Genomic DNA, 24,957 nt, shown 5'->3' with positions numbered 1-24,957 from the left:
GTAAGACTCATGCTTACCGGGCCTACAAAATCCTCTCCCTTGTGGAGAGGGTTAGGTTGAGGGAAAAGCCTCACCCCAGCCCTCTTGGGTAAAAACATTAATGAAGGTTAATACTATGAAAGCATTACATTTTGGCGCAGGTAATATCGGTCGTGGCTTTATCGGCAAACTGCTGGCAGACGCGGGGATACAACTGACGTTTGCGGATGTAAATCAGGTGGTTCTCGACGCCCTGAATGCCCGTCATAGCTATCAGGTTCATGTTGTCGGTGAAAATGAGCAAGTTGATACCGTTTCCGGCGTTAACGCCGTCAGCAGCATCGGCGACGATGTCGTTGAACTGATTGCCCAGGTTGATCTCGTGACCACCGCGGTTGGTCCGGTCGTGCTGGAGCGCATTGCGCCTGCCATCGCCAAAGGGCTGGTCAAGCGTAAAGCGCAGGGTATTAGCACCCCTCTGAATATTATTGCCTGTGAAAACATGGTGCGCGGCACCACCCAGCTGAAAGGCCACGTGCTGAACGCGCTGGACGATGCGGATAAAGCCTGGGTTGAAGAACACGTTGGTTTTGTCGATTCTGCCGTAGACCGTATTGTTCCGCCTTCCGCCTCTGCCGCCAATGACCCGCTGGAAGTGACCGTAGAAACCTTCAGCGAGTGGATTGTCGACAAAACCCAGTTTAAAGGCGAGCTGCCAAACATCCCGGGAATGGAATTAACTGATAACCTGATGGCATTTGTCGAACGTAAGCTCTTCACGCTGAACACGGGGCATGCTATAACCGCGTACCTCGGAAAATTGACCGGTCATCAGACCATCCGTGACGCGATTCTCGACGAGAAAATCCGCGCAGTGGTAAAAGGTGCGATGGAAGAGAGCGGCGCGGTACTGATCAAACGCTATGGCTTTGATGCGGCAAAACATGCAGCATACATTCAGAAAATCCTCAGTCGTTTCGAAAACCCGTACCTGAAAGATGACGTTGAGCGCGTGGGCCGCCAGCCGCTGCGTAAACTGAGCGCAGGCGACCGTTTAATCAAGCCGCTGCTCGGCACGCTGGAGTACGGCCTGCCGCACGTTAATCTGGTGCAGGGTATTGCTGCGGCGATGCATTACCGCAGTGAAGAAGACCCGCAGGCGCAGGAACTGGCAGCGCTGATTGACGAAAAAGGCCCACAGGCCGCGCTGGCACAGGTTTCCGGGCTGGATGCCAACAGCGACGTGGTGGCGGAGGCGGTTAACGCATATAACGCAACCAAATGATCCACAGTGCGGCGCAGGTCAGCCTGCGCCCGAATATCAGATTGTCAGATATGCAGGCAATAATGGAACAAACGCAGGCCTTTGAAAATCGTGTGCTTGAGCGTCTGAATGCTGGCAAAACCGTACGCAGCTTCCTCATCACCGCCGTAGATTTACTCACCGAGGCGGTGAATATCCTGGTGCTTCAGGTATTTCGCAAAGACGACTACGCGGTTAAATATGCAGTGGAACCGTTGCTCGACGGCGACGGGCCGCTGGGCGATCTGTCGGTCCGTCTGAAGCTGATCTACGGCCTGGGTGTGCTCAGCCGCCCTGAGTATGAAGATGCGGAACTGCTGATGGCGCTGCGTGAGGAATTGAATCACGACGGTAATGAATATGCGTTCACCGACGACGAAATTCTCGGACCGTTTGGTGAACTGCACTGCGTGACGGCGCTCCCGCCCCCGCCCCAGTTTGATACCTCAGACTCGGGTTTGTACGCCATGCAAATCCAGCGCTACCAGCAAATGGTACGCTCAACCATGGTGCTCTCTCTGACCGAGCTGATTTCTAAAATCAGCTTAAAGAAAGCCTTTCAGAAATAACGTCATACCGATTTACTTCTCATCCTGCTGCGGTCGATACAGCTGGCGATAGTACTCCAGACGCTGCAGATACAGCGGCACGTTTTCCTGCGGGACCTCAGAAGGCACCGTGTTACGCGGCGGCGTTTTATTCAAGTACTCACGAAAAGCCTGGCTTGACGCCATAAAATCGATGGTTTTATCAATAAGAATCGAAACGTTCTCGCCTATTTTCGCCATGATGATTCATCCTCCATGTATTATCCGCGACCCGCCTGCGCGGTCGATGGTTTAAGTTTAGGATCGGATGGTTAATTATATTGAGGAAAACGTGCTTCACTATGCCGCCACCGACAAAAAGCACCATCAACGATCTTATTTCTTAAAATCCCTTTTTAATCAAACAGCTAACATTTTCATTAGCGAAATAATACTTGCAGCATTTGATTATTTATCTTCGATTAGTTGAGAATAATCCCCCTCTGCGCGCATACTATAGGATATTCATCCTATTTTTAGCAGAAGCTATCCTATGAAAGAAGTCGAAAAAAACGAAATTAAACGTCTGAGCGATCGCCTGGACGCCATCCGCCACCAGCAGGCAGACCTGTCACTGGTTGAAGCCGCCGACAAATATGCCGAGCTGGAAAAAGAAAAAGAAACGCTGGAAGCCGAGATCGTGCGCCTGCGTGAAGTTCACGGTCAGAAGTTGAGCAAAGAAGCACAAAAGCTCAGCAAGCTCCCGTTCCGTCGCGCCATCACCAAAAAAGAGCAGGCCGACATGGGCAAGCTGAAGAAAAGCGTGCGCGGCCTGGTGATCGTACACCCGATGACCGAACTGGGTCGTGAAATGGGCCTGAAAGAGATGACTGGCTTTTCAAAGACTGAGTTTTGATCACCCTCCGGGCAACGTCCGTTTGCCCGGTCTCCTATTTCCCCGCCAATTGGCCCTACCAATTTTAGCCAGATCCGAATACCCCCTCACATTTCGTTAAAAATAACTTACAATGCCGTTGCCAATAAATAACATTTGATTAACCATTCGTTGTCATTACCCCTACACAACAATATTGGCAGGGCCACTTTTACACATAGTGTGACGACGAGATGAGCACAGACTCATTGCATTATGTCGGCGGCCCCCAGGAGACCTGCAATGAATCTCTGGCAACAAAACTACGACCCGGCCGGTAACATCTGGCTTTCAAGCCTGATTGCCTCACTCCCTATTCTGTTCTTTTTCTTCGCGCTGATTAAGCTCAAGCTGAAAGGTTATGTCGCTGCGACGTGGACGGTAGGGATTGCCCTGTTGGTCGCCTTGCTGTTCTACAAAATGCCGGTCGATCACGCGCTGGCATCCGTGGTGTACGGCTTCTTCTATGGTCTGTGGCCGATTGCCTGGATAATCATCGCCGCCGTATTCGTCTATAAGATTTCGGTCAAGACCGGGCAGTTCGACATTATCCGTTCCTCAATTCTGTCGATTACCCCGGACCAGCGTCTGCAGATGCTGATTGTCGGCTTCTGCTTTGGCGCATTCCTCGAGGGGGCTGCAGGATTTGGCGCCCCGGTGGCGATTACCGCCGCACTGCTGGTTGGCCTGGGCTTCAACCCGCTGTACGCCGCAGGTCTGTGCCTGATTGTAAACACCGCACCGGTGGCGTTTGGCGCAATGGGTATTCCGATCCTGGTTGCTGGTCAGGTTACCGGGCTGGACAGTTTTGAAATCGGCCAGATGGTAGGCCGCCAGCTGCCGTTCCTGACGATTATCGTGCTGTTCTGGATCATGGCGATTATGGACGGCTGGCGCGGCGTGAAAGAGACCTGGCCGGCGGTAATGGTCGCAGGCGGCTCCTTTGCCATCGCGCAGTACCTCAGCTCTAACTTTATCGGGCCAGAACTGCCGGACATCATCTCTTCTCTGGTGTCACTGGTGTGTCTGACGCTGTTCCTGAAACGCTGGCAGCCGGTACGCATCTTCCGCTTTGGTGACATGGGTGCTTCACAGGTCGATCAAACGCTGGCCCGCACTCACTACACCGCCGGCCAGGTGGTTCGCGCCTGGTCACCGTTCCTGTTTCTGACAGCAACGGTCACGCTGTGGAGCATCCCACCGTTTAAAGCGCTGTTTGCCCCTGGCGGCGCGATGTATCACTGGGTGGTGAATGTTCCGGTACCGTTCCTCGACAAACTGGTGGCCCGCATGCCGCCGGTGGTACACGAAGCCACGGCCTACGCGGCGGTATACAAGTTTGACTGGTTCTCAGCGACCGGCACCGCCATTCTGTTTGCCGCCCTGCTGTCTATTGTCTGGCTGAAAATGAAGCCCTCTGCCGCCCTGCAAACCTTCGGCAGCACGCTGAAAGAGCTGGCGTTGCCCATCTATTCCATCGGGATGGTACTGGCATTCGCATTTATCTCTAACTACTCAGGCCTGTCTTCGACGCTGGCATTAGCGCTGGCACACACCGGCAGCGCCTTTACCTTCTTCTCGCCGTTCCTCGGCTGGCTGGGCGTATTCCTGACCGGGTCAGATACCTCTTCTAACGCACTGTTCGCAGCCCTACAGGCAACGGCAGCGCAGCAAATCGGTGTCTCCGATGTACTGCTGGTGGCGGCAAATACCACCGGTGGCGTAACCGGCAAGATGATCTCCCCGCAATCTATCGCCATCGCCTGTGCGGCCGTGGGGCTGGTGGGTAAAGAGTCTGACCTGTTCCGCTTTACCGTGAAACACAGCCTGATATTCACCTGTATGGTGGGTGTGATTACCACGCTTCAGGCCTATGTCTTAACCTGGATGATCCCATGATAGTGATGCCCAGACGCCTGTCCGACGAGGTCGCTACTCGCGTACGGGCGCTGATTGAAGAACAACAGCTGGAGGCGGGCATGAAGTTGCCCGCCGAGCGCCAGCTGGCCGTACAGCTCGGCGTGTCGCGTAATTCACTGCGCGAGGCGCTGGCAAAGCTGGTCAGTGAAGGCGTGCTGCTCAGCCGTCGCGGCGGCGGGACGTTTGTCCGCTGGCAGCATGAAGCCTGGTCCGAACAAAACATCGTTCAGCCGCTGAAAAGCCTGATGGCGGATGACCCGGATTACAGCTTCGATATTCTCGAAGCCCGCCACGCCATTGAGGCCAGCACCGCGTGGCATGCCGCGATGCGCGCCACGACCGCCGACAAAGAGAAAATCAGGCTCTGTTTTGAGGCCACGCAGAGTGAGGACCCGGACCTCGCCTCACAAGCAGACGTTCGCTTTCACCTCGCCATTGCGGAAGCGTCGCACAACGTGGTGCTGCTCCAGACCATGCGCGGTTTCTTCGACGTATTGCAGTCCTCGGTAAAACAGAGCCGCCAGCGTATGTACCTGGTGCCACCTGTGTTTTCACAGCTCACAGCACAGCACCTTGCCGTGCTGGACGCGATTGTCGCCGGGGACGCTGATGGCGCGCGTAAGGCGATGATGGCGCACCTCAGCTTTGTCCACACCACCATTAAACGCTTTGATGAAGACCAGGCCCGCCAGGCGCGTATTACCCGTCTGCCCGGTGACCATAATGAAATTAGCAGGGAGAACAACTCATGATTATTTCAGCAGCCAGCGATTATCGCGCCGCAGCCCAGCGCATTCTGCCCCCCTTCCTGTTCCACTACATCGACGGTGGTGCCTATGCAGAGCATACCCTGCGCCGTAACGTCGAAGATTTATCGGAGGTGGCACTACGCCAGCGCGTGCTGAAGAACATGGCCGACCTGAGTCTGGAAACCACCCTGTTCAACGAAAAACTGTCGATGCCGGTGGCATTAGCGCCGGTTGGCTTGTGCGGCATGTATGCCCGCCGGGGCGAAGTTCAGGCCGCCGCTGCCGCTGACGCCAAAGGTATTCCGTTTACGCTTTCGACGGTTTCCGTCTGCCCGATTGAAGAAGTTGCCCCGACGATCAAGCGTCCGATGTGGTTCCAGCTGTACGTCCTGCGCGATCGCGGTTTTATGCGTAACGCGCTGGAGCGTGCTAAAGCAGCGGGTTGCTCCACGCTGGTCTTTACCGTCGATATGCCCACGCCCGGCGCGCGCTACCGTGACGCACATTCCGGGATGAGCGGTCCGAATGCCGCGCTGCGCCGTTACTGGCAGGCGGTAACCCATCCGCAGTGGGCGTGGGACGTTGGCCTGAACGGTCGTCCGCATGATTTAGGCAATATCTCGACCTACCTGGGTAAACCCACCGGCCTGGAGGATTACATCGGCTGGTTGGCAAACAACTTCGATCCGTCCATCTCCTGGAAAGACCTCGAGTGGATCCGTGAATTCTGGGACGGTCCGATGGTAATCAAAGGGATCCTCGACCCGGAAGATGCCCGCGACGCCGTACGCTTTGGCGCCGACGGCATCGTGGTCTCGAACCACGGCGGCCGCCAGCTGGACGGCGTGCTGTCTTCTGCGCGTGCGCTACCCGCCATTGCCGACGCGGTGAAAGGCGATATTGCGATTCTGGCAGACAGCGGCATCCGTAACGGTCTGGACGTGGTGCGCATGATTGCACTGGGTGCAGATACCGTACTGCTGGGCCGTGCTTACCTGTATGCACTGGCGACCCACGGTCAGGCAGGTGTCGCTAACCTGTTGAACCTTATTGAGAAAGAAATGAAAGTGGCGATGACGCTGACCGGTGCAAAATCCATTCGTGAAATCAGCCGTGACTCACTGGTACAAGAGCTGGGAAAGCAACTGCCCGCCGCTCTGGCACCTCTCGTCCAGGGTAGCGCCGCGTAACCGCACCCCGTAAAACCCTACACTCTGAATGGTCGGCCTGTTCTCAGCCCGGCCATTTTTTATGCAAAAATAACGACCAGTTAACATTTACACTCAATATATTTGACAACTTTTTATTCACCTGCCAAATGTATATACAAGCTAATACAACAACAACCCACACAATAATAATCCACACGACAACAACCATCATAACGGGCGAGGGTGACATGGTTTATTCCGGTAAAGTGAATATCCAGCAGGCGATAGATGACAGTCCTTTTTCACGCTTTCATTGGGTCATCATCGTCCTTGGCTTTCTGGTGCTGGCCATTGATGGCTTCGACACGGCGGCGATGGGCTACATTGCCCCTACCCTCTCAGCCGACTGGGGGATCAAGAAACAAGATCTCGGGCCGGTATTAAGCGCCGCGCTGCTGGGGCTCTCATTTGGCGCCCTGCTGGCCGGGCCAATTTCCGATCGCATGGGACGTAAACGCGTACTGGTTTTTTCCTGCCTGTTCTTTGGTCTCGCCAGTCTGGGCACCGCCTATGCCCAGACGCTGAATATGTTAACGTTTTGGCGGTTTCTCACCGGACTCGGGCTGGGTGCAGCAATGCCGAACGCCATCACGTTGGTGTCAGAATTTGCGCCAAAACGCTGCCGCTCGATGGCGATTAACACCATGTACTGCGGTTTCCCGCTCGGTGCAGCAGGTGGCGGGGTTATCTCCTCCTGGCTGATTCCTAACTACGGCTGGCACAGCGTCCTGCTCGCCGGGGCAATTGCCCCGCTGGCGCTGACCATCCTCCTGGTGTTATTTCTGCCGGAGTCGGTCAAGTATCTGGTCCATCGCGGGAAAGAGATCGCACAAGTCAAACGAATTGCCCGTCGCTTTATGCCAGGTGATATAGACCAGGTCACCCATTTTTATCTGGATGAAGAACGGACTGACGTCAAAAAAGGCAGCGTGGCGCAGTTGTTCAGCATGCCGTGGCTGCCGGGCACGTTGATGCTGTGGATGACCTACTTTATGGGGCTGGTTATCTATTATGTGCTGCTGAGCTGGATGCCGACGCTGATGCTGGGAATGGGTTACCCGCTGGCAGAATCTGCCTGGCTGACATCACTGTTCACCTTCGGCGGTACCGCGGGGATCCTGCTGGCCGGCTGGCTGATGGATCGCTGGGAAGCGCACAAAGTCGTCTCCATCGGTTTTATCCTGACAATGCTGTTTGCACTGGCGCTCGGGTTTGAACATAACCACATCATTCTGTTTGGCGCCCTGATCTTCCTGATGGGGATCACCATGAACGGTGCACAGTCCGGACTACAGACGCTGGCGGCAACGTTTTACCCGACCCACTGTCGCGCAACAGGTATTGCCTGGATGCAGGGCGTGGGCCGCTTTGGTGGCGTCGCCGGGACCATGACCAGCGCCCAATTACTTTCTCTGCAATGGCAGGCTGACAGCATATTGATGTTCCTCAGCGTTCCCGCGCTGCTGGCTGCTGCCGCAACGCTTTATAAGCTGCAACGCTATAAACCGCAGCCTCTGACCGTCGCATAGTACCCGTCCTTTCTGCTATCCTGCCCCCCGTTATTAAGGGGGCAGTATGCTTAACATCGTTTTATTCGAACCAGAAATCCCGCCAAATACCGGCAATATCATCCGCCTTTGCGCCAATACCGGCTTTCGTCTGCATATTATTGAGCCCATGGGCTTTACCTGGGACGACAAGCGCCTGCGTCGCGCGGGGCTGGATTATCACGAATTTACCGCCGTACTGCGCCACCCTGATTACGCCGCCTTTGTGGCTGCAGAAAATCCGCAACGTCTTTTTGCGCTGACCACCAAAGGGACGCCGGCCCATAGCGCGGTAAGCTATCAGGATGGTGATTATCTGATGTTTGGCCCGGAAACGCGCGGCCTGCCCGCCAGCATTCTCGACGCGCTGCCTGCAGAACAAAAAATTCGTATTCCGATGATGCCGGACAGCCGCAGCATGAACCTGTCTAACGCGGTGTCGGTGGTGGTGTATGAGGCCTGGCGCCAGCTGGGGTATCCGGGCGCCGTATTACGCAGTTGATTTTGTCGGATGCGGCTAGCGCCTTATCCGACCTACATTAATTTGATGTTATTCGTTTCGAGCGTTATCGGCGCAGACAGATTGCACACGGACTGCGCACAGTCACCGGAGCGTACACGCAGTACGTGAGGATGACGAGCACAGCCCAGGTTCAATATGGCAAGTAAGATAGCTCGAAATCAGATGCCATCGCCGCATTCGAACGTATGATGTATCCCGTTGAAATGCTGATCCATATCCATGGACGGCTTATCGCTGTCAGGTTTACCGACAATCCGTGCCGGAACGCCTGCGGCGGTGGTATGTGGCGGTACGGGCTGTAAGACGACAGAACCCGCGCCAATTTTCGCCCCGCGCCCAACCTCGATGTTGCCGAGAATTTTTGCGCCCGCGCCAATCATCACGCCTTCACGAATTTTTGGGTGACGATCGCCGCCCGCTTTACCGGTCCCGCCTAAGGTGACGGATTGCAGGATCGAGACGTCGTTTTCGATCACCGCGGTTTCACCCACCACAATTCCGGTGGCATGATCGAGCATGATCCCACGACCAATTTTTGCCGCCGGATGAATGTCGACCTGGAAAGTCACAGACACCTGATTTTGCAAGAAGATCGCCAGTGCCTGACGTCCCTGATGCCACAGCCAGTGGCCGATGCGGTAAGCCTGCAGCGCATGGAAGCCCTTCAGGTACAAAAGCGGGGTGGAATATTTGTCGACAGCCGGGTCACGCGTGCGCACTGCCTGGATATCGCAGGCCGCCGAGGCAATCATTTCCGGATCGGCGGCGTAGGCTTCTTCCACCACTTCACGAATAGCAATCGCCGGCATGATTGGCGACGCAAGCTTATTCGCCAGCATATAGCTTAGCGCGCTGCCGAGATTCTCATGCTTGAGCAGCGTTGCGTGGTAAAAACTGGCCAGCATTGGCTCACAATCCGCCAGTGCCCGGGCTTCTGCTTTAATATTTTTCCAGACGATATCCAGTTCTTCACACGGCATTGCGTACTCCACAGAAGGTAGCAAAACGACCAACCCGTTCTACGCGGGTCGGGTCGTTATAGTAAAACGGTTCCTTACGGCTAGTGGCTGCTCCGCTCGTCCTTGCGTGCACGACCTAATAACGTCAATGCTGCCTCGCGCGCATTTTTTCCGCAATACAATACTTGATAAATTTCCTCGGTTATTGGCATTTCGACACCAAAACGGTGCGCCAATTCACGAACTTCTTTCGTATTGCGATAGCCTTCAACCACTTGGCCAATCTTGTCCTGCGCGCCCTGAACATCCATGCCCTGACCGAGCATCATGCCAAAACGGCGGTTACGCGACTGGTTGTCGGTACACGTCAGCACCAGATCGCCCAGACCCGCCATGCCCATGAAGGTCGCCGGATCGGCACCCAGCGCCGCGCCAAGGCGTGACATTTCGGTCAACCCGCGGGTGATCAATGCCGTACGCGCATTAGCACCGAAACCGATGCCGTCAGACATCCCTGCGCCAATGGCAATCACGTTTTTCACCGCGCCGCCAAGCTGTACACCAATGAAGTCCGGGTTACTGTAAACGCGGAAACTTTTGCCGCAGTGCAGCAGTTGCTGGAGATCGTCAGCAAACGTCTCATCCGTTGACGCCAGCGAAATCGCCGTAGGCATGCCTGCAGCCAGTTCTTTGGCAAACGTAGGACCGGAAATCACCGCCAGCGGAATGGCATCCCCCAACGCTTCACGCGCGACATCCTGTAACAGGCGTCCCGTTTCCGCTTCCAGGCCTTTTGTCGCCCAAACCAGGCGCGCATCAGAGCGCATCAACGGTTTGATCTGACGCAGCACTTCGCCAAAGACGTGGCTCGGCACCACCACCAGAATATTACGGCTGGCGGCCAGCGCAGTGGCTAAATCACTTTCCAGGCGCAGCGTATCGGGAAAAGGCACATCAGGAAGGAACGCAACGTTGCAGCGATCGTGCTCGAGCGTTGCGATATGTTTGGGATCATGGCCCCACAGGATAACCGGGTGGCCGTTTCTTGCCAGGGTAATGGCAAGAGCGGTGCCGTACGAGCCGGCACCAATCACAGTCATTGAAGCATTACTTTGATTCATCAGGCATCCTGATGTTCTTCAGTACCTTCGCCAGTCTGCTGCTGTAAATAGTTCATGAACAGCGCATCAAAGTTGACCGGTGCAAGGTTCAGCTGCGGGAACGTACCGCGTGATACCAGGCTGGTGATGCATTCACGGGCATACGGGAACAGGATGTTCGGGCAGTATGCACCCAGGCAATGCGCCATCTGAGTCCCTTCAATTCCGCTGATGGAGAAAATCCCGCCCTGCTGAACTTCGCACAGGAACGCCGTTTCTTCACCCAGAGAAGCCGTTACGGTGACACGCAGCACAACTTCATACACGTCATCTGCCAGTTGGGTAGATGCAGTATCAAGATCAAGTTTAACCTCTGGCTGCCAATCTTTCTGGAAAACATGCGGTGCATTTGGCGCTTCGAAAGACACATCCTTGGTATAAATACGTTGGATCTGGAAAGCCATTTCAGTGTTATTTTGTTCTGACATGTTTAGAAAACCCTTTAGTGTTGTCCTTTAAATACTATCCGTACGCCTTAACGCAGCAGGGGATCCAGTCCACCACGCGCATCCAACGCATACAAGTCGTCACAACCACCAATGTGCTGTGCATCAATAAAAATCTGCGGAACCGTCGTACGACCACTGCGTTTGATCATCTCTTCGCGCTTCACGGCGTCGCCGTCAATCGGAAGTTCCTGGAAACTCACGCCCTTGCTGTTCAATAGCGCTTTCGCGCGATGGCAAAATGGGCAGGTTGCTTTGGTGTAGATCTCGATGTTGGCCATGACTTATCTCCGATATTAACTTACGGTGTTACTTGCCACGTACCAGCGGGAGGTTTTCACCACTCCAGCCTGCTACGCCGTCTTTCAGCACGGACACCTGCTCAAAACCCGCTTTAATCAGCGCAGTTGCAGATTCCTGGCACTGCATGCCAGAACCGTCAACCACAATAACCGGTTTGGCTTTGTGTTTTTCAAGCTCGCCGAAGTTGTTGGCTTTAATTTCGCTCGGCAGCAGGTTAGTTGAACCGGCGATATGGCCTTTGCGGAAGTCATCACGCTGACGTAAATCCACAATAACCGCATCTTCTTTATTGAGAAGACGAGTGGCTTCGCCGCGGGTAATCACCTTCACTTTCGAGGTCAGGCTTTTGATGGTCGTAAATAATACAGCCGCCAGTAACGCAATCCAGGCGATACTCAAGACAGGGTGGCGACTAACAAATTGCATAATTTCTTGCATGGGGGGTAACAACTCCCGACTCAGTGATTAAAAAAACCAGGGAAAGAGTATACCTGCGCGTTGGCGCAAATACAGCCAGAGCGTGCATTGGATTGCATTTTTGCGGGGCGCTACGGAAAAAAAAACGTAAATCCGAGTCCTCCCTGACGTGCTATACCCCATTATTTGATCTTCGGGGGCTACTTTATCGATTCAGCTGTAGTAAAATTACGCAATTATTTTTATCTATTAAGTGTGAGGTTGTCGCAATGTCGGTTTCTAAAAAACCTATGGTACTGGTGATTCTGGATGGCTACGGCTATCGCGAAGACAGCCAGGATAACGCCATTTTTAATGCTAAAACCCCGGTTATGGATGCTCTGTGGGCCAAACGTCCACATACCCTGATTGACGCATCTGGTCTGGAAGTCGGCCTGCCTGACCGCCAGATGGGTAACTCCGAAGTGGGTCACGTCAACCTGGGCGCGGGCCGTATCGTGTATCAGGATCTGACCCGTCTGGATGTTGAAATTCAAGAACGGACTTTCTTCACTAACCCGGTACTGACCGATGCGGTCGACCAGGCGAAAAATAGCGGCAAAGCAGTACACATCATGGGTCTGCTGTCTGCGGGCGGCGTACACAGCCACGAAGATCACATCCTGGCGATGGTTGAGCTGGCGGCAGAACGCGGCGCAGAAAAAATCTATCTGCACGCCTTCCTCGATGGCCGTGACACACCACCGCGCAGCGCTGAAAAGTCGCTGCAAAAATTCGAAGAAAAATTTGCAGCACTGGGCAAAGGTCGCGTTGCGTCCATTATTGGTCGTTACTACGCCATGGACCGCGACAACCGTTGGGATCGCGTTGAAAAAGCGTATGACCTGATGACGCTGGCCCAGGGTGAATTCCAGGCTGACACCGCAGTAGCAGGTCTGCAGGCCGCTTATGCTCGTGATGAAAACGACGAATTCGTAAAAGCGACCGTGATCCGCGCAGAAGGCCAGGCTGATGCCGCAATGGAAGACGGCGATACGCTGATTTTCATGAACTTCCGTGCTGATCGTGCGCGTGAAATCACCCGCGCGTTTGTGAACGCTGACTTCGATGGCTTCGCGCGTAAGAAAGTGGTTAACCTCAACTTTGTGCAGTTGACCGAATACGCGGCCGACATCAAAACAGCGGTAGCTTACCCACCAACGTCTCTGGCGAATACCCTCGGCGAGTGGATGGCGAAGCACGACAAAACCCAGCTGCGTATTTCCGAAACTGAAAAATATGCACACGTGACCTTCTTCTTCAACGGTGGCGTAGAAGAGCCGTTCAAAGGCGAAGACCGTATCCTGATCAACTCGCCGAAAGTAGCCACCTACGATCTGCAGCCAGAAATGAGCTCCGCAGAGCTGACCGAGAAGCTGGTTGCCGCGATTGAGAGCGGGAAATACGACACCATCATCTGTAACTACCCGAACGGCGACATGGTCGGTCATACCGGGGTAATGGATGCTGCGGTTAAAGCGGTTGAAGCGCTGGATCACTGCGTTGAGCAAGTGGCCAAAGCGGTTGAGTCCGTTGGCGGCCAATTGCTGATCACCGCAGACCACGGTAACGCTGAGCAAATGCGCGATCCGTCTACCGGTCAGGCACATACTGCACATACCAACCTGCCGGTTCCGCTGATTTATGTCGGTGGTAAAAACGTCAAAGCTGTCGATGGCGGTAAACTTTCCGATATCGCCCCGACCATGCTGACGCTGATGGGCATGGAAATCCCGCAAGAGATGACTGGTAAGCCGCTGTTCATCGTGGAATAATCCCTCCCCATGAGGGGAAAGGCGATTAATACCATCACATGGGCCGCAAAACCGCGTAGGTTTTCAGTCAGGCCCTTGTTATACGCCAGCGTGATTAGCGCTGGCGTATTGTTGTGCGCCTTTTCCGCCCACGCGGACGAACGCGACCAGCTCAAATCTATTCAGGCCGATATCGCGGCAAAAGAACGCGCGGTACGCCAGCAACAACAGCAACGTTCCACCCTCCTCGCCCAGCTTAAAGCCCAGGAACAGGCCATCGCCGTTGCGGCACGACAGCTGCGCGAAACGCAAAATTCACTGGCGCAACTGAATGCGCAAATTGCCGAAATGAACGCCGCCCTCGCGAAGCTGGAAAAGCAGCGAGCAGCACAGGAACGCAGCCTGGCCGCCCAACTGGACGCCGCGTTTCGTCAGGGTGAGCACACCGGCATTCAGTTAATCCTCAGTGGCGAAGAGAGTCAGCGCGGGCAGCGCCTGCAGGCCTATTTTGGCTATCTGAACCAGGCGCGGCAGGAAACCATCGCCCAGTTGAAGCAAACCCGCGAAGAGGTCGATTCGCAGAAAGCCGAGCTGGAAGATAAACAGAGTGAGCAGCAAACGCTGCTGTACGAGCAGCGCGCTCAACAGGCCAAGCTGGAACAGGCGCGTAACGAGCGCCAAAAAACGCTCGCTGGGCTGGAGTCCTCCATTCAGCAGGGCCAGCAGCAGCTCAGCGAACTGCGCGCCAACGAATCCCGCCTACGCAGCAGCCTTGCACGGGCCGAGGCCGCCGCCAAAGCGCGCGCTGAACGTGAAGCCCGCGAAGCACAGGCGGTGCGCGATAAGCAAAAGGATGCATCGCGCAAAGGGTCGACCTACAAGCCGACCGAAAACGAAAAATCCTTGATGTCCCGTACCGGGGGGTTAGGTTCACCGCGCGGTCAGGCATTCTGGCCCGTCCGTGGCCCAACGCTACATCGCTATGGCGAACAGCTGCAAGGTGAGCTACGTTGGAAAGGGATGGTCATTGGCGCATCTGAAGGCACCGAAGTGAAAGCCATTGCCGACGGTCGCGTTATTCTGGCCGACTGGCTTCAGGGTTATGGTCTGGTGGTCGTGGTTGAGCACGGTAAAGGCGATATGAGCCTGTACGGCTATAACCAAAGCGCGCTGGTCAGCGTAGGTACGCAGGTGCGTGCCGGACAGCCGATTGCCCTGGTGGGTAGCAGCGGCGGTCAGGGCAGACCCGCACTCTATTTCGAAATTCGTCGCCAGGGTCAGGCGGTCAATCCACAGCCGTGGTTGGGAAGATAAGTTTTGCCTCAGTTTCGCCGCATAATATTATCACTCGCCAGCCTGCTGGCATTCGCTCCCTCTGTTTTTGCCGGTAAGCTTGCCATCGTGATCGACGATTTCGGTTATCGTCCGCACAACGAGAATCAGGTGCTAGCGATGCCTTCTGCGATCTCCGTTGCCGTTCTGCCCAATGCACCACATGCACGGGAGATGGCGACCAAAGCGCATAACAGCGGACATGAAGTCTTAATCCATCTGCCGATGGCGCCTCTCAGCAAACAGCCGCTTGAGAAAGATACCCTGCGCCCGGAGATGAGCAGCGACGAGATTGAGCGGATTATTCGCGATGCGGTAAGCAAAGTGCCGTATGCCGTCGGGCTTAACAACCATATGGGCAGCGCGATGACCTCCAGCCTGTTTGGTATGCAGAAAGTGATGCAGGCACTGGAACGGTACGATCTTTATTTCCTGGACAGTATGACCATCGGTAACAGCCAGTCCATGCGTGCGGCAGGAGGAACGGGCGTGAAAGTGATTAAACGCAAAGTCTTCCTCGACGACACGCAAAACGAAGCGGACATTCGCCGCCAGTTTAACCGCGCGGTCGAACTGGCGCGCCGCAACGGTTCCGCTATCGCGATTGGGCACCCTCATCCTTCGACGGTACGCGTATTGCAGCAAATGGTTTATAACCTGCCCGCCGACATTACGCTGGTTCGCCCAAGCAGCCTGCTCAATGAACCACAGGTAGATACCTCTACGCCAAATCTGACGCCACCGAAAAACAGCACGCCTGATGCGCCGCGTAATCCTTTCCGCGGGGTGAAACTGTGCAAACCGAAGCAACCGTTAGAACCCGTTTACGCCAGCCGATTCTTTAGCGTGCTCGGTGAGAGCATCACCCAAAGCACGCTGGTACAATATATGCGCCTGCAGTGGCAGGGCTGGTCGTAATCAGTCTTTCAGACCCAGCGTGACATGGGCCAGACGGCGTGGCGTCAGTGATTTATCGCGCCACTTGCTAAACCGGATGGCCCATAACAGCACCTGATAACCCAGCTTAACGCTGCAAATATTGCTCACCATTCGCTTGAACATACCCGATACAAACACCTCGGCAATCATGCGCTGGCGAATCTTTTCGTCTGGCTCTTTACGGATGCAATGGCATACGCGTAGCGCTTCGTAAATCACCTGCTGTTTGAATTCAGGGTAAATCGGAATACGCCCGGCGTAATCATGATTCATCTTATCCAGCAGGCGGGTAATTTTGATGTAGTGGCGCTGATAGGCCAGATTCTTCTCTCCGGTACGCGGCAGGCGACTGACGGACGCGCCGTGCAGGAAATATTTATACAGCGGAACCTCCGTGTAACGCGCGCGTTTGGCGTTAAACATAAACTCCGTCGTCCAAATAATATCCTGGTGGTGCAGACCGGAAAGAAAGGTTAGCCCAGCGTCGCGGATGGTTTGATGACGGTAAACCCCCATCCAGACCACATGCCGCCAGCGACGACTGGCAAGTGCTTTGCGCAGCCAGTCCGGCCCGGTCATGACGCCGGTAGAACGAATACGATCGGTGGGAATAGATGCCCAGGTATGACCCGTTTCCGCAATACACCAGTCGGCGTTACACTGGGCAATGTCCAGATTGTCCTGCAGCGCCATATTCATCAGCGTTTCATACATTTCCGGATAGGCAATGTCGTCACCATCGACGTAAGCGATATACTCGCCCTTTGCTACCGCCATACCGGTATTTCGCGCTGCCGAGACGCCCCCGTTGCGCTGGTGCAGCAAATGGACGTGTGGATAACGATCCGCATAGGCCTGAGCAAGCTCTGCCGAGTTATCCGTAGAGCCATCATTTACGATGATGATCTCCAGATTTTTCCAGGTTTGCGCGATCAGCGAATCCATACACGCAATGAACGGTTCACCCGTATTGTAAAGCGGCATAATGACGCTCAATAGGCCTGGAGTATAGGTCATATAAAATCCTGCCAAACAATGTAATTAACGGCAATTTTTAGCATATTACGCGGCAGAAGATCAGAGAAAGTTATTCTTATCTTTGACCTAAAATGCGCCAGACAAGCGGGATCGCGCCAGAAAAAAATCCCCGAGTATTTAATGAACATAAATATCCGGGGACAGCACACAGAACCCATTAATCAGAAACGGTTAATCCCAGCTCAGGATCACTTTCCCTGACTGACCTGAACGCATCGCGTCAAAGCCCTGCTGGAACTCATCGATGGAGAACCGATGGGTGATGATTGGCGACAAATCCAGACCAGACTGGATCAATGCAGCCATTTTGTACCAGGTTTCAAACATTTCGCGACCGTAGATACCTTTAATAAACAGCCCTTTAAAGATAACCTTCGTCCAGTCGACGGACATGTCTGACGGCGGAATACCCAGCATGGCGATGCGACCGCCGTGGTTCATGGTGTCCAGCATGGTGCGGAACGCTGGCGGCGCACCGGACATCTCCAGACCCACATCAAACCCTTCGGTCATACCCAGCTCGGCCATGACATCAGTCAGGTTCTCTTTCGCTACGTTTACCGCGCGAGTAATACCCATTTTGCGTGCCAGCTCAAGGCGATACTCATTCACATCCGTAATGACAACGTGGCGTGCACCAACGTGCTTCGCGACGGCTGCCGCCATAATCCCGATAGGACCCGCACCGGAAACCAGCACATCTTCTCCGACCAGATCGAACGACAGTGCCGTGTGAACCGCATTGCCGAACGGATCGAAGATTGAGGCTAAATCATCGGAGATGTTATCCGGGATCTTGAACGCGTTAAACGCCGGGATCACCAGATACTCAGCAAAACAACCCGGACGGTTTACACCGACACCGGTCGTATTGCGGCACAGGTGAGTACGCCCACCACGGCAGTTACGGCAATGTCCGCAAGTAATGTGGCCTTCACCCGACACGCGATCGCCGATTTTAAAACCTTTCACTTCCTGGCCGATGCCGACTACTTCGCCGACATACTCATGCCCAACAACCATTGGAACCGGGATGGTTTTTTGCGACCATTCATCCCAGTTATAAATGTGAACGTCAGTCCCGCAGATGGCTGTTTTACGGATTTTAATCAGCAAATCGTTATGACCGACTTCCGGTTCAGGAACGTCGGTCATCCAAATGCCTTCTTCCGCTTTCAGTTTGGATAACGCTTTCATTTCACATCCTCAGGCAATAACGCCCAGTTGTTTACCAATGCGTGTGAACGCGTCAACAGCACGCGTAATCTGCTCAGGGGTATGCGCCGCAGACATCTGGGTACGGATACGCGCCTGGCCTTTCGGAACCACCGGATAGAAGAAGCCGGTAACGTAAATACCTTCTTTTTGCAGTTCACGGGAGAACTGTTGTGCAACGACTGCATCACCCAACATCACCGGAATAATCGCGTGATCGGCACCGGCTAACGTAAAGCCAGCGGCGGACATTTGCTCACGGAACTGACGGGCGTTTGCCCACAGGCGATCGCGCAGGTCATGGCCGGACTCAACCATTTCCAGCACCTTAATGGACGCCGCCACAATCGCCGGAGCCAGTGAGTTGGAGAACAGGTACGGACGGGAACGCTGACGTAGCCACTCCACGACTTCTTTACGCGCTGCGGTATAACCACCGGACGCGCCGCCCAGTGCTTTACCCAACGTACCGGTAATGATGTCGACACGCCCCATCACTTCGCAGTATTCATGGGAACCGCGGCCGTTTTCGCCGACAAAACCCACCGCGTGGGAATCATCAACCATCACCAGTGCATCGTACTTATCCGCCAGGTCGCAGACGCCTTTCAGGTTGGCAATCACGCCGTCCATCGAGAACACGCCGTCGGTAGCAATCAGCACGTGACGCGCCCCAGATTCACGCGCTTCTTTCAGGCGCGCTTCCAGCTCCTGCATATCGTTATTGGCGTAACGGAAACGCTTCGCTTTACACAGACGAACGCCGTCGATGATAGAGGCGTGGTTCAGGGCATCGGAGATAATCGCATCTTCTGCGCCCAGCAGCGTTTCGAACAGGCCGCCGTTAGCATCAAAGCAGGAAGAATAAAGAATGGCATCTTCCATACCGAGGAACGCCGCCAGTTTTTGCTCCAGCTGCTTGTGGCTGTCCTGGGTGCCGCAGATAAAGCGCACCGAAGCCATGCCAAACCCGTGAGAATCCATACCCGCTTTTGCCGCTGCAATCAGTTCCGGGTGGTTAGCCAGTCCCAGATAGTTGTTCGCACAAAAGTTAATCACGTGGCTTCCATCAGCCACCGTGATATCCGCCTGCTGCGCAGACGTAATAATGCGTTCTTCTTTAAACAGCCCTTCCGCACGTGCGGTTTCCAGGTCGTTCGTTAACTGCTTGTAAAAATTCCCACGCATTGCAATTCTCCAGACTGGGCAAATTTCAGCACATATTACCCAAAGCTATACATTGATACGAGATGACGCGTCATCACTTCTTCAAAATGAAGCATAAATCACGTGTACCCGCACGGCTTATCGGTGAATGGCTGAAGCCAGGGCCATGTAGTGATATGATAGAAGTATTCGTGTCTGAGATTGTCTCTGACTCCATAATTCGAAGGTTACATTTATGATCATCGTTACCGGCGGCGCGGGATTTATCGGCAGCAACATCGTTAAGTCACTGAATGATAAAGGCATCACTGATATCCTGGTGGTGGACAACCTGAAAGACGGCACCAAGTTTGTTAACCTGGTGGATCTGAATATTGCTGACTACATGGATAAGGAAGACTTCCTGATCCAGATTATGGCCGGTGAAGAATTCGGCGATATCGAAGCAATTTTCCACGAAGGCGCATGCTCTTCCACCACCGAGTGGGATGGCAAGTATATGATGGACAATAACTATCAATACTCCAAAGAGCTGCTGCACTACTGCCTGGAACGCGAAATTCCGTTCCTGTACGCCTCTTCTGCAGCCACTTACGGCGGACGTACTTCTGACTTCATCGAATCCCGTGAATATGAAAAACCGCTGAACGTTTACGGCTACTCAAAGTTCCTGTTCGACGAGTATGTTCGTCAGATCCTGCCAGAAGCGGATTCGCAGATTGTTGGCTTCCGCTATTTCAACGTCTACGGACCGCGTGAAGGCCACAAAGGCAGCATGGCAAGCGTGGCTTTCCATCTCAATACCCAACTCAACAATGGCGAAACGCCAAAACTGTTTGAAGGCAGCGAAAACTTCAAACGTGATTTCGTCTATGTTGGCGATGTTGCCGCAGTTAACCTGTGGTTCCTGGAAAATGGTGTATCCGGTATCTTTAACCTCGGTACCGGTCGTGCGGAATCATTCCAGGCCGTGGCGGATGCTACGCTGGCTTACCATAAAAAAGGCAGCATTGAGTACATTCCATTCCCGGAAAAACTGAAAGGCCGCTACCAGGCGTTTACTCAGGCGGATCTGACTAACCTGCGCGCAGCAGGCTACGACAAGCCGTTTAAGACCGTGGCCGAAGGCGTAACGGAATATATGGCCTGGCTGAACCGCGACGCGTAAGTATGAAAATTTTGGTGGTTGGCCCGTCCTGGGTTGGCGACATGATGATGTCGCAAAGTCTCTATCGCACGCTCAAGGCGCGCTATCCCCAGGCGATAATCGACGTGATGGCACCGGCATGGTGTCGTCCGCTGCTGTCGCGCATGCCTGAAGTCAACGACGCGATTGCCATGCCGCTAGGTCACGGCGCGCTGGAGATCGGTGAACGGCGTAAACTCGGCCACAGTCTGCGTGACAAACGCTACGATCGTGCCTTCGTGCTGCCGAACTCATTTAAGTCAGCGCTGGTGCCGTTCTTTGCGGGCATTCCCCATCGTACCGGCTGGCGCGGTGAGATGCGCTACGGGCTGCTCAATGATGCACGCGTGCTGGATAAAGAAGCCTGGCCGCTGATGGTCGAGCGCTATGTGGCGCTGGCCTACGATAAAGGCGTAATGCTTTCAGCGAAAGATTTACCGCAGCCGCTGTTATGGCCGCAGCTGCAAGTCAGCGAAGGTGAAAAATCACTGACCTGTAGCCAGTTCTCTCTCTCTGCTGAACGCCCGATCATCGGTTTTTGTCCTGGGGCAGAATTTGGCCCGGCCAAACGCTGGCCGCATTATCACTATGCGGAACTGGCAAAGCAGCTGATCGACGAAGGTCATCAGATCGTACTGTTTGGCTCAGCCAAAGATCATGAAGCCGGTAATGAAATTCTGGCGACACTCAACACCGAACAGCAGGCATGGTGCCGTAATCTGGCGGGTGAAACGCAGCTCGAGCAGGCCGTTATTCTTCTCGCCGCCTGTAAAGCGGTAGTCACCAATGACTCAGGATTAATGCACGTAGCCGCCGCGCTGAACCGTCCGCTGGTCGCTCTGTACGGCCCCAGCAGCCCAGACTTTACTCCGCCTCTTTCCCATAAAGCACGTGTGATTCGCCTGATAACGGGTTATCACAAAGTGCGTAAGGGCGATGCGGCACAAGGGTATCATCAGAGCCTGATTGACATCACTCCTCAGCGCGTTCTGGAAGAACTGAACGACCTGTTGTTACAAGAGGAAGCCTGACGGATGCGGGTTCTGATCGTTAAAACATCGTCGATGGGCGATGTACTGCATACGTTGCCTGCGCTAACCGATGCGCAGCGGGCAATTCCAGGTATTCAGTTTGACTGGGTGGTTGAAGAAGGGTTCGCGCAAATCCCATCCTGGCATTCAGCCGTTGACCGGGTGATCCCCGTGGCGATTCGCCGCTGGCGTAAAACCTGGTTTTCAGCACCGATTAAAGCCGAGCGTAAAGCGTTTCGCGATGCGGTGCGTTTACAGCAGTATGACGCGATAATCGATGCCCAAGGTCTGGTTAAAAGTGCCGCTCTGGTGACGCGTCTGGGGCGCGGCATCAAGCATGGCATGGACTGGAGCACGGCTCGCGAGCCACTGGCAAGCCTGTTTTATAACTGTAAGCATCATATTGCCAGGCAGCAGCATGCCGTTGAACGTACGCGGGAACTGTTTGCGAAAAGTCTGGGGTATACCAAACCACAGCCGCAGGGCGATTATGCTATCGCGCAGCATTTCTTGAACGATCTTAATGCTGATGCAGGCCAATATGCGGTATTTTTACACGCGACAACCCGTGACGATAAACATTGGCCGGAAGCCAACTGGCGGGAGCTGATTGGCCAGTTACATAACGCCGGAATACGCATTAAGCTGCCCTGGGGTGCCCCTCATGAAGAAGCGCGCGCCAAAAGGCTGGCTGATGGTTTTAACTACGTCGATGTCCTGCCGCGGATGAGTCTGGAAGAGATCGCAAGTGTGTTGGCGGGGGCAAAGTTTGTCGTGTCGGTGGATACAGGGCTCAGCCATTTAACCGCAGCGCTGGATCGCCCGAACATTACCCTGTATGGCCCAACAGACCCTGGGCTGATTGGTGGGTATGGGAAGAATCAATACGCACAGCAGAGTCAATCCGGTAATTTACAGGATCTCGATGCCAGCAGCATCAACGCATCATTGCTTGATATTAATTTGCTTTAACTTTAAGAGATGAACCATGCTTTGCCAAAACATGTTTTCTCGCTTTATCGATAATACAAAAAACAACCCATTAAATTTTCTATATCAGCTATTTTACGCGGGGATCCTTGTCACCCTTGCGATGGTGCTGGTCAATCCCGATGAGGCACTGAAGGTATTTATTGCCTGTGCTGTCCTGTCTCTGCCGTTGATTGGCAAAAATATAAAGTATGTGCTCAGCAACAAAAAAAATCTGATCTTGCCTTTTATGCTGTTGCTTTTTGGCTTAGTGCAAATTATCTGGGTGGACATCTTTAAGCAACCCGGCTCTGCCTTTACCGGCGCCTACCGTTCGTATCAGAACGGGGGTAAGGTCATGATCTTTGCCGCACTGGTTCTCACCGCGTTAACCTCGCGAGCACCCTGCGAAACCAAAATCCGTGTCACCAGCATCTGGGTTATTGTTACGGCAATTGGCCTGTATCTTTTTGCAGGCTACCAGCTAGCCGGTGCCCCTAATCCTTTGGTTTATCGTGTTGCTCTCGGTTTTGAGCACCAGACTGGTACCGCTTATGCGCTGACATTGATTGGCTTATTGGCATCTCAGGCCATTATCAACCTGCGTATAAAACATACCGTTTCACTGTATCTGTTACATTTCTTAATATCGCTGGCGGTTATTATTACCACGCAAACTCGGGCGGCTATTTTGGTATACCCGATCCTGAGTATCGGCCTGTTTCTCATGCACCATCGTCACAACCGTATCATGTTGTTCAAAACATTATTGGGCTTCGTGATACTGGTAGGGGTAGCGTCAATTCCGCTTAAATCAATTATTGAAAATCGTTACCAGAACACGCTGGTCGATTTGCATTCCTACAGCCAGAACAATAGTAATTCTTCTATTGGCGCGCGACTTGCAATGCAACGAGCAGGTATTGAAGCCGGGAAAGAGCATTACTGGGGACAGTCACTTGAGCAACGAGGTGCAGAAATACAACAACTTGCTTTGCAAGATACCTCGCTACAAGGCGCCGTTGAATTCCTTGACGTTCATCTGCATAACGAGATAATTGATACCTTTTCGCTTAAAGGCATCCTAGGGGCTGTTGTGCTACTCTTGCTCTATGCAGTCATGTTTTTAAGAGCTTACTGGCAACGTAGTTCTCTGTTGTTTGTCATCGCAGGTGCTATCGCTATCTATGGCTTAAGTGATTTATTATTATATGCCAAAGGTGAAGCTTTGAGCAGCGTACTAGCATTGTGTATAGCAGCAATGCTGACCTCGAATCCAACGAGAGAGCGATGCCATGATTAACGCTTCAGGTTATTTACTGAGCATTATTATACCAACATACAACAATGCGGAATTCATCGCAGAAACACTGGCATCGATACACCAGAGTATCACTGACGATGTGGAGGTAATCATTGTTAATGATGGCTCAACCGATCTGACCGAAGAACGCGTTAGTACATTTTATCGTGAAAAAAATTGCAAGAACATTAGATATATAAGCAAAAATAATCAAGGTGTTGCAATCGCCCGTAACGTTGGACTGGCTCATGCGACGGGAAAATATATTGGTTTTGTGGACAGCGATGATATTGTCTGCCGTGATTATTTTTCTATTCTCCTCCCTAAATTAAGAGACGAAAAATATGATATTATTGAATTTAACCTAACCCGTAATATAAAAAATCTGCATAAGAATACTTCTGATACGGAAAAGACTATCGTCCAGCACGAAGTGACTTTAGAAAATGACAACTATGCGCCACTATTCCCAATTTTTCGTGCCGGTCAGTGGCACTTAATGACGAAGATTTTTCATCGTGATGTGATCGGTGAAGATCGATTTGAAGAACATCGTCGCTATGAAGATATGATTTTCTGTCCTTTTCAATATTTTAAATGCCATAAGATTTTAAAGATCGAAAATAATCTTTACTACTACCGGGTAAATGATAAAAGTATTACCGAGAATATTATTGATAGCGATGCGGATAGTATCTTCTTCGCCATGCGAAAAATGTATAACTATATCAACGAAAATAGTGCCAAACGCACTGTTGCTACGCTCATGATCATCAATTGTTTTCTCGAAGGACGCAAACTACTGCGTAAGAAAAAAGGCTATTACCGCTATAACGAAAGCATGCTAAATGATATTCACAACGCGCTGGCATGCTGCGACACGCGAATTATTAAGAAAAAGATCATTTATAAAATGAAATATCCACACATTGATCGTTCCATTTCTGAAATACGTTTTAAAATTATAAATACCTGCAAGAATTTATTTTTTCGAAAGGGACTTTAA

At 53.2% G+C, this 24,957-nt stretch carries 25 protein-coding genes; 16 read left to right on the top strand and 9 right to left on the bottom strand.

Translation table 11 applies throughout. The annotated features are described in order from the left end of the window. Positions 1 to 115 precede the first annotated feature (115 nt). Positions 116 to 1,264 (top strand): mannitol-1-phosphate 5-dehydrogenase, encoded by a 1,149-nt coding sequence (gene mtlD / locus AC3ITF_RS00655; protein ID WP_135911228.1) that lies wholly within the window; start codon positions 116 to 118, stop codon positions 1,262 to 1,264. Next, a complete protein-coding gene (mtlR, locus tag AC3ITF_RS00650; protein ID WP_096759107.1) occupies positions 1,261 to 1,851 on the top strand; it encodes a mannitol operon repressor MtlR in 591 nt (196 codons plus the stop codon). Before mtlD ends, mtlR begins: the two co-directional genes overlap by 4 nt. Positions 1,852 to 1,863: 12 nt before the next feature. Here the strand turns inward: mtlR and AC3ITF_RS00645 are convergent, their stop codons facing one another. Further along, positions 1,864 to 2,070 (bottom strand): hypothetical protein, encoded by a 207-nt coding sequence (locus AC3ITF_RS00645; protein ID WP_096759106.1) that lies wholly within the window; start codon positions 2,068 to 2,070, stop codon positions 1,864 to 1,866. Between the two features lie 292 nt (positions 2,071 to 2,362). Here AC3ITF_RS00645 and AC3ITF_RS00640 point away from each other — a divergent pair, with 292 nt between their 5' ends. From AC3ITF_RS00640 to trmL, 6 genes are all read left to right on the top strand, one after another. Next, entirely contained in the window at positions 2,363 to 2,725 is a 363-nt protein-coding gene (locus tag AC3ITF_RS00640) for a YibL family ribosome-associated protein (protein ID WP_096759105.1), read from the top strand. Between the two features lie 261 nt (positions 2,726 to 2,986). After that, positions 2,987 to 4,642, top strand: coding sequence for an L-lactate permease (gene lldP / locus AC3ITF_RS00635; protein ID WP_096759104.1), 1,656 nt, complete (start codon positions 2,987 to 2,989; stop codon positions 4,640 to 4,642). Beyond that, positions 4,639 to 5,415 (top strand): transcriptional regulator LldR, encoded by a 777-nt coding sequence (gene lldR / locus AC3ITF_RS00630; protein ID WP_096759103.1) that lies wholly within the window; start codon positions 4,639 to 4,641, stop codon positions 5,413 to 5,415. The genes lldP and lldR overlap by 4 nt, the downstream gene beginning before the upstream one ends. Further along, positions 5,412 to 6,602 (top strand): FMN-dependent L-lactate dehydrogenase LldD, encoded by a 1,191-nt coding sequence (lldD, locus tag AC3ITF_RS00625; RefSeq protein ID WP_096759102.1) that lies wholly within the window; start codon positions 5,412 to 5,414, stop codon positions 6,600 to 6,602. The genes lldR and lldD overlap by 4 nt, the downstream gene beginning before the upstream one ends. 209 nt (positions 6,603 to 6,811) lie before the next feature. Further along, the gene (locus tag AC3ITF_RS00620; protein WP_117342540.1) at positions 6,812 to 8,152 is read left to right on the top strand and encodes an MFS transporter; all 1,341 of its coding nucleotides are present in this window, start codon (positions 6,812 to 6,814) and stop codon (positions 8,150 to 8,152) included. Between the two features lie 46 nt (positions 8,153 to 8,198). Next, entirely contained in the window at positions 8,199 to 8,672 is a 474-nt protein-coding gene (gene trmL / locus AC3ITF_RS00615) for a tRNA (uridine(34)/cytosine(34)/5-carboxymethylaminomethyluridine(34)-2'-O)-methyltransferase TrmL (protein ID WP_003827329.1), read from the top strand. A gap of 179 nt (positions 8,673 to 8,851) precedes the next feature. On the opposite strand, the gene cysE is transcribed toward trmL, so the two are convergent. The 5 genes from cysE to AC3ITF_RS00590 form a co-directional block, all read right to left on the bottom strand. Beyond that, positions 8,852 to 9,673 carry a serine O-acetyltransferase gene (gene cysE / locus AC3ITF_RS00610; protein ID WP_096759099.1) on the bottom strand — a complete coding sequence of 274 codons (822 nt, stop codon included), beginning with the start codon at positions 9,671 to 9,673 and terminating at the stop codon, positions 8,852 to 8,854. Between the two features lie 80 nt (positions 9,674 to 9,753). Next, positions 9,754 to 10,773 (bottom strand): NAD(P)H-dependent glycerol-3-phosphate dehydrogenase, encoded by a 1,020-nt coding sequence (gene gpsA, locus AC3ITF_RS00605; protein ID WP_117342542.1) that lies wholly within the window; start codon positions 10,771 to 10,773, stop codon positions 9,754 to 9,756. Next, positions 10,773 to 11,240 carry a protein-export chaperone SecB gene (gene secB / locus AC3ITF_RS00600; RefSeq protein ID WP_096759097.1) on the bottom strand — a complete coding sequence of 156 codons (468 nt, stop codon included), beginning with the start codon at positions 11,238 to 11,240 and terminating at the stop codon, positions 10,773 to 10,775. Before secB ends, gpsA begins: the two co-directional genes overlap by 1 nt. A 47-nt stretch (positions 11,241 to 11,287) precedes the next feature. Continuing rightward, on the bottom strand, positions 11,288 to 11,539 hold the full coding sequence (grxC, locus tag AC3ITF_RS00595) for a glutaredoxin 3 (protein ID WP_003024152.1): 252 nt from the start codon (positions 11,537 to 11,539) through the stop codon (positions 11,288 to 11,290). 28 nt (positions 11,540 to 11,567) lie between these two features. Next, the gene (locus AC3ITF_RS00590) at positions 11,568 to 11,999 is read right to left on the bottom strand and encodes a rhodanese-like domain-containing protein (RefSeq protein ID WP_096759096.1); all 432 of its coding nucleotides are present in this window, start codon (positions 11,997 to 11,999) and stop codon (positions 11,568 to 11,570) included. 248 nt (positions 12,000 to 12,247) lie between these two features. On the opposite strand from AC3ITF_RS00590, the gene gpmM reads away from it, so the two are divergent. From gpmM to AC3ITF_RS00575, 3 genes are read left to right on the top strand one after another with little or no spacing between them, the layout of a single operon-like run. Continuing rightward, complete coding sequence (gene gpmM / locus AC3ITF_RS00585; protein WP_489176066.1) at positions 12,248 to 13,792, top strand: 2,3-bisphosphoglycerate-independent phosphoglycerate mutase; 1,545 nt, start codon at positions 12,248 to 12,250, stop codon at positions 13,790 to 13,792. Positions 13,793 to 13,825: 33 nt separating this feature from the next. Continuing rightward, positions 13,826 to 15,085, top strand: a complete 1,260-nt coding sequence (gene envC / locus AC3ITF_RS00580) for a murein hydrolase activator EnvC (RefSeq protein WP_232058724.1) — start codon at positions 13,826 to 13,828, stop codon at positions 15,083 to 15,085. Positions 15,086 to 15,088: 3 nt separating this feature from the next. Then, the gene (locus AC3ITF_RS00575; RefSeq protein ID WP_489176065.1) at positions 15,089 to 16,021 is read left to right on the top strand and encodes a divergent polysaccharide deacetylase family protein; all 933 of its coding nucleotides are present in this window, start codon (positions 15,089 to 15,091) and stop codon (positions 16,019 to 16,021) included. Here the strand turns inward: AC3ITF_RS00575 and AC3ITF_RS00570 are convergent, their stop codons facing one another. The 3 genes from AC3ITF_RS00570 to kbl all read right to left on the bottom strand — a co-directional run bounded on the left by AC3ITF_RS00570 (position 16,022) and on the right by kbl (position 19,483). Further along, the gene (locus tag AC3ITF_RS00570) at positions 16,022 to 17,059 is read right to left on the bottom strand and encodes a glycosyltransferase (protein WP_489176064.1); all 1,038 of its coding nucleotides are present in this window, start codon (positions 17,057 to 17,059) and stop codon (positions 16,022 to 16,024) included. A 192-nt stretch (positions 17,060 to 17,251) separates the two neighbouring features. Further along, entirely contained in the window at positions 17,252 to 18,277 is a 1,026-nt protein-coding gene (gene tdh, locus AC3ITF_RS00565) for an L-threonine 3-dehydrogenase (protein WP_137399933.1), read from the bottom strand. Between the two features lie 9 nt (positions 18,278 to 18,286). Further along, positions 18,287 to 19,483: a glycine C-acetyltransferase gene (gene kbl / locus AC3ITF_RS00560; RefSeq protein ID WP_117342546.1), complete on the bottom strand. Its 1,197-nt coding sequence runs from the start codon at positions 19,481 to 19,483 to the stop codon at positions 18,287 to 18,289. A gap of 214 nt (positions 19,484 to 19,697) precedes the next feature. Between kbl and rfaD the strand changes: the two genes are divergently transcribed. The 5 genes from rfaD to AC3ITF_RS00535 are packed head-to-tail and all read left to right on the top strand — an operon-like array spanning position 19,698 to position 24,957. Then, positions 19,698 to 20,630 (top strand): ADP-glyceromanno-heptose 6-epimerase, encoded by a 933-nt coding sequence (rfaD, locus tag AC3ITF_RS00555; protein ID WP_096759088.1) that lies wholly within the window; start codon positions 19,698 to 19,700, stop codon positions 20,628 to 20,630. Positions 20,631 to 20,632: 2 nt separating this feature from the next. After that, positions 20,633 to 21,679, top strand: a complete 1,047-nt coding sequence (gene rfaF, locus AC3ITF_RS00550) for an ADP-heptose--LPS heptosyltransferase RfaF (protein WP_181218505.1) — start codon at positions 20,633 to 20,635, stop codon at positions 21,677 to 21,679. 3 nt (positions 21,680 to 21,682) lie between these two features. Next, positions 21,683 to 22,651 (top strand): lipopolysaccharide heptosyltransferase RfaC, encoded by a 969-nt coding sequence (rfaC, locus tag AC3ITF_RS00545; RefSeq protein WP_489176063.1) that lies wholly within the window; start codon positions 21,683 to 21,685, stop codon positions 22,649 to 22,651. A 16-nt stretch (positions 22,652 to 22,667) separates the two neighbouring features. Next, positions 22,668 to 23,951, top strand: coding sequence for an O-antigen ligase family protein (locus AC3ITF_RS00540; protein ID WP_489176062.1), 1,284 nt, complete (start codon positions 22,668 to 22,670; stop codon positions 23,949 to 23,951). After that, positions 23,944 to 24,957: a glycosyltransferase family 2 protein gene (locus AC3ITF_RS00535; RefSeq protein WP_115257173.1), complete on the top strand. Its 1,014-nt coding sequence runs from the start codon at positions 23,944 to 23,946 to the stop codon at positions 24,955 to 24,957. Before AC3ITF_RS00540 ends, AC3ITF_RS00535 begins: the two co-directional genes overlap by 8 nt.

Source organism: Citrobacter sp. KH_055_1 (assembly GCF_057838705.1).
Note: the sequence above shows the minus strand (reverse complement) of the source record. Positions and strands in the feature narration are given on the sequence as shown.

What these genes read in the sequence shown, in the direction of transcription:
- mtlD (WP_135911228.1), top strand. Translation starts at nt 116, where the DNA reads ATGAAAGCATTACATTTTGGCGCAGGTAATATCGGTCGTGGCTTTATC.
- mtlR (WP_096759107.1), top strand. Translation starts at nt 1,261, where the DNA reads ATGATCCACAGTGCGGCGCAGGTCAGCCTGCGCCCGAATATCAGATTG.
- AC3ITF_RS00645 (WP_096759106.1), bottom strand. Translation starts at nt 2,070, where the DNA reads ATGGCGAAAATAGGCGAGAACGTTTCGATTCTTATTGATAAAACCATC.
- AC3ITF_RS00640 (WP_096759105.1), top strand. Translation starts at nt 2,363, where the DNA reads ATGAAAGAAGTCGAAAAAAACGAAATTAAACGTCTGAGCGATCGCCTG.
- lldP (WP_096759104.1), top strand. Translation starts at nt 2,987, where the DNA reads ATGAATCTCTGGCAACAAAACTACGACCCGGCCGGTAACATCTGGCTT.
- lldR (WP_096759103.1), top strand. Translation starts at nt 4,639, where the DNA reads ATGATAGTGATGCCCAGACGCCTGTCCGACGAGGTCGCTACTCGCGTA.
- lldD (WP_096759102.1), top strand. Translation starts at nt 5,412, where the DNA reads ATGATTATTTCAGCAGCCAGCGATTATCGCGCCGCAGCCCAGCGCATT.
- AC3ITF_RS00620 (WP_117342540.1), top strand. Translation starts at nt 6,812, where the DNA reads ATGGTTTATTCCGGTAAAGTGAATATCCAGCAGGCGATAGATGACAGT.
- trmL (WP_003827329.1), top strand. Translation starts at nt 8,199, where the DNA reads ATGCTTAACATCGTTTTATTCGAACCAGAAATCCCGCCAAATACCGGC.
- cysE (WP_096759099.1), bottom strand. Translation starts at nt 9,673, where the DNA reads ATGCCGTGTGAAGAACTGGATATCGTCTGGAAAAATATTAAAGCAGAA.
- gpsA (WP_117342542.1), bottom strand. Translation starts at nt 10,773, where the DNA reads ATGAATCAAAGTAATGCTTCAATGACTGTGATTGGTGCCGGCTCGTAC.
- secB (WP_096759097.1), bottom strand. Translation starts at nt 11,240, where the DNA reads ATGTCAGAACAAAATAACACTGAAATGGCTTTCCAGATCCAACGTATT.
- grxC (WP_003024152.1), bottom strand. Translation starts at nt 11,539, where the DNA reads ATGGCCAACATCGAGATCTACACCAAAGCAACCTGCCCATTTTGCCAT.
- AC3ITF_RS00590 (WP_096759096.1), bottom strand. Translation starts at nt 11,999, where the DNA reads ATGCAAGAAATTATGCAATTTGTTAGTCGCCACCCTGTCTTGAGTATC.
- gpmM (WP_489176066.1), top strand. Translation starts at nt 12,248, where the DNA reads ATGTCGGTTTCTAAAAAACCTATGGTACTGGTGATTCTGGATGGCTAC.
- AC3ITF_RS00570 (WP_489176064.1), bottom strand. Translation starts at nt 17,059, where the DNA reads ATGACCTATACTCCAGGCCTATTGAGCGTCATTATGCCGCTTTACAAT.
- tdh (WP_137399933.1), bottom strand. Translation starts at nt 18,277, where the DNA reads ATGAAAGCGTTATCCAAACTGAAAGCGGAAGAAGGCATTTGGATGACC.
- kbl (WP_117342546.1), bottom strand. Translation starts at nt 19,483, where the DNA reads ATGCGTGGGAATTTTTACAAGCAGTTAACGAACGACCTGGAAACCGCA.
- rfaD (WP_096759088.1), top strand. Translation starts at nt 19,698, where the DNA reads ATGATCATCGTTACCGGCGGCGCGGGATTTATCGGCAGCAACATCGTT.
- rfaF (WP_181218505.1), top strand. Translation starts at nt 20,633, where the DNA reads ATGAAAATTTTGGTGGTTGGCCCGTCCTGGGTTGGCGACATGATGATG.
- rfaC (WP_489176063.1), top strand. Translation starts at nt 21,683, where the DNA reads ATGCGGGTTCTGATCGTTAAAACATCGTCGATGGGCGATGTACTGCAT.
- AC3ITF_RS00540 (WP_489176062.1), top strand. Translation starts at nt 22,668, where the DNA reads ATGCTTTGCCAAAACATGTTTTCTCGCTTTATCGATAATACAAAAAAC.
- AC3ITF_RS00535 (WP_115257173.1), top strand. Translation starts at nt 23,944, where the DNA reads ATGATTAACGCTTCAGGTTATTTACTGAGCATTATTATACCAACATAC.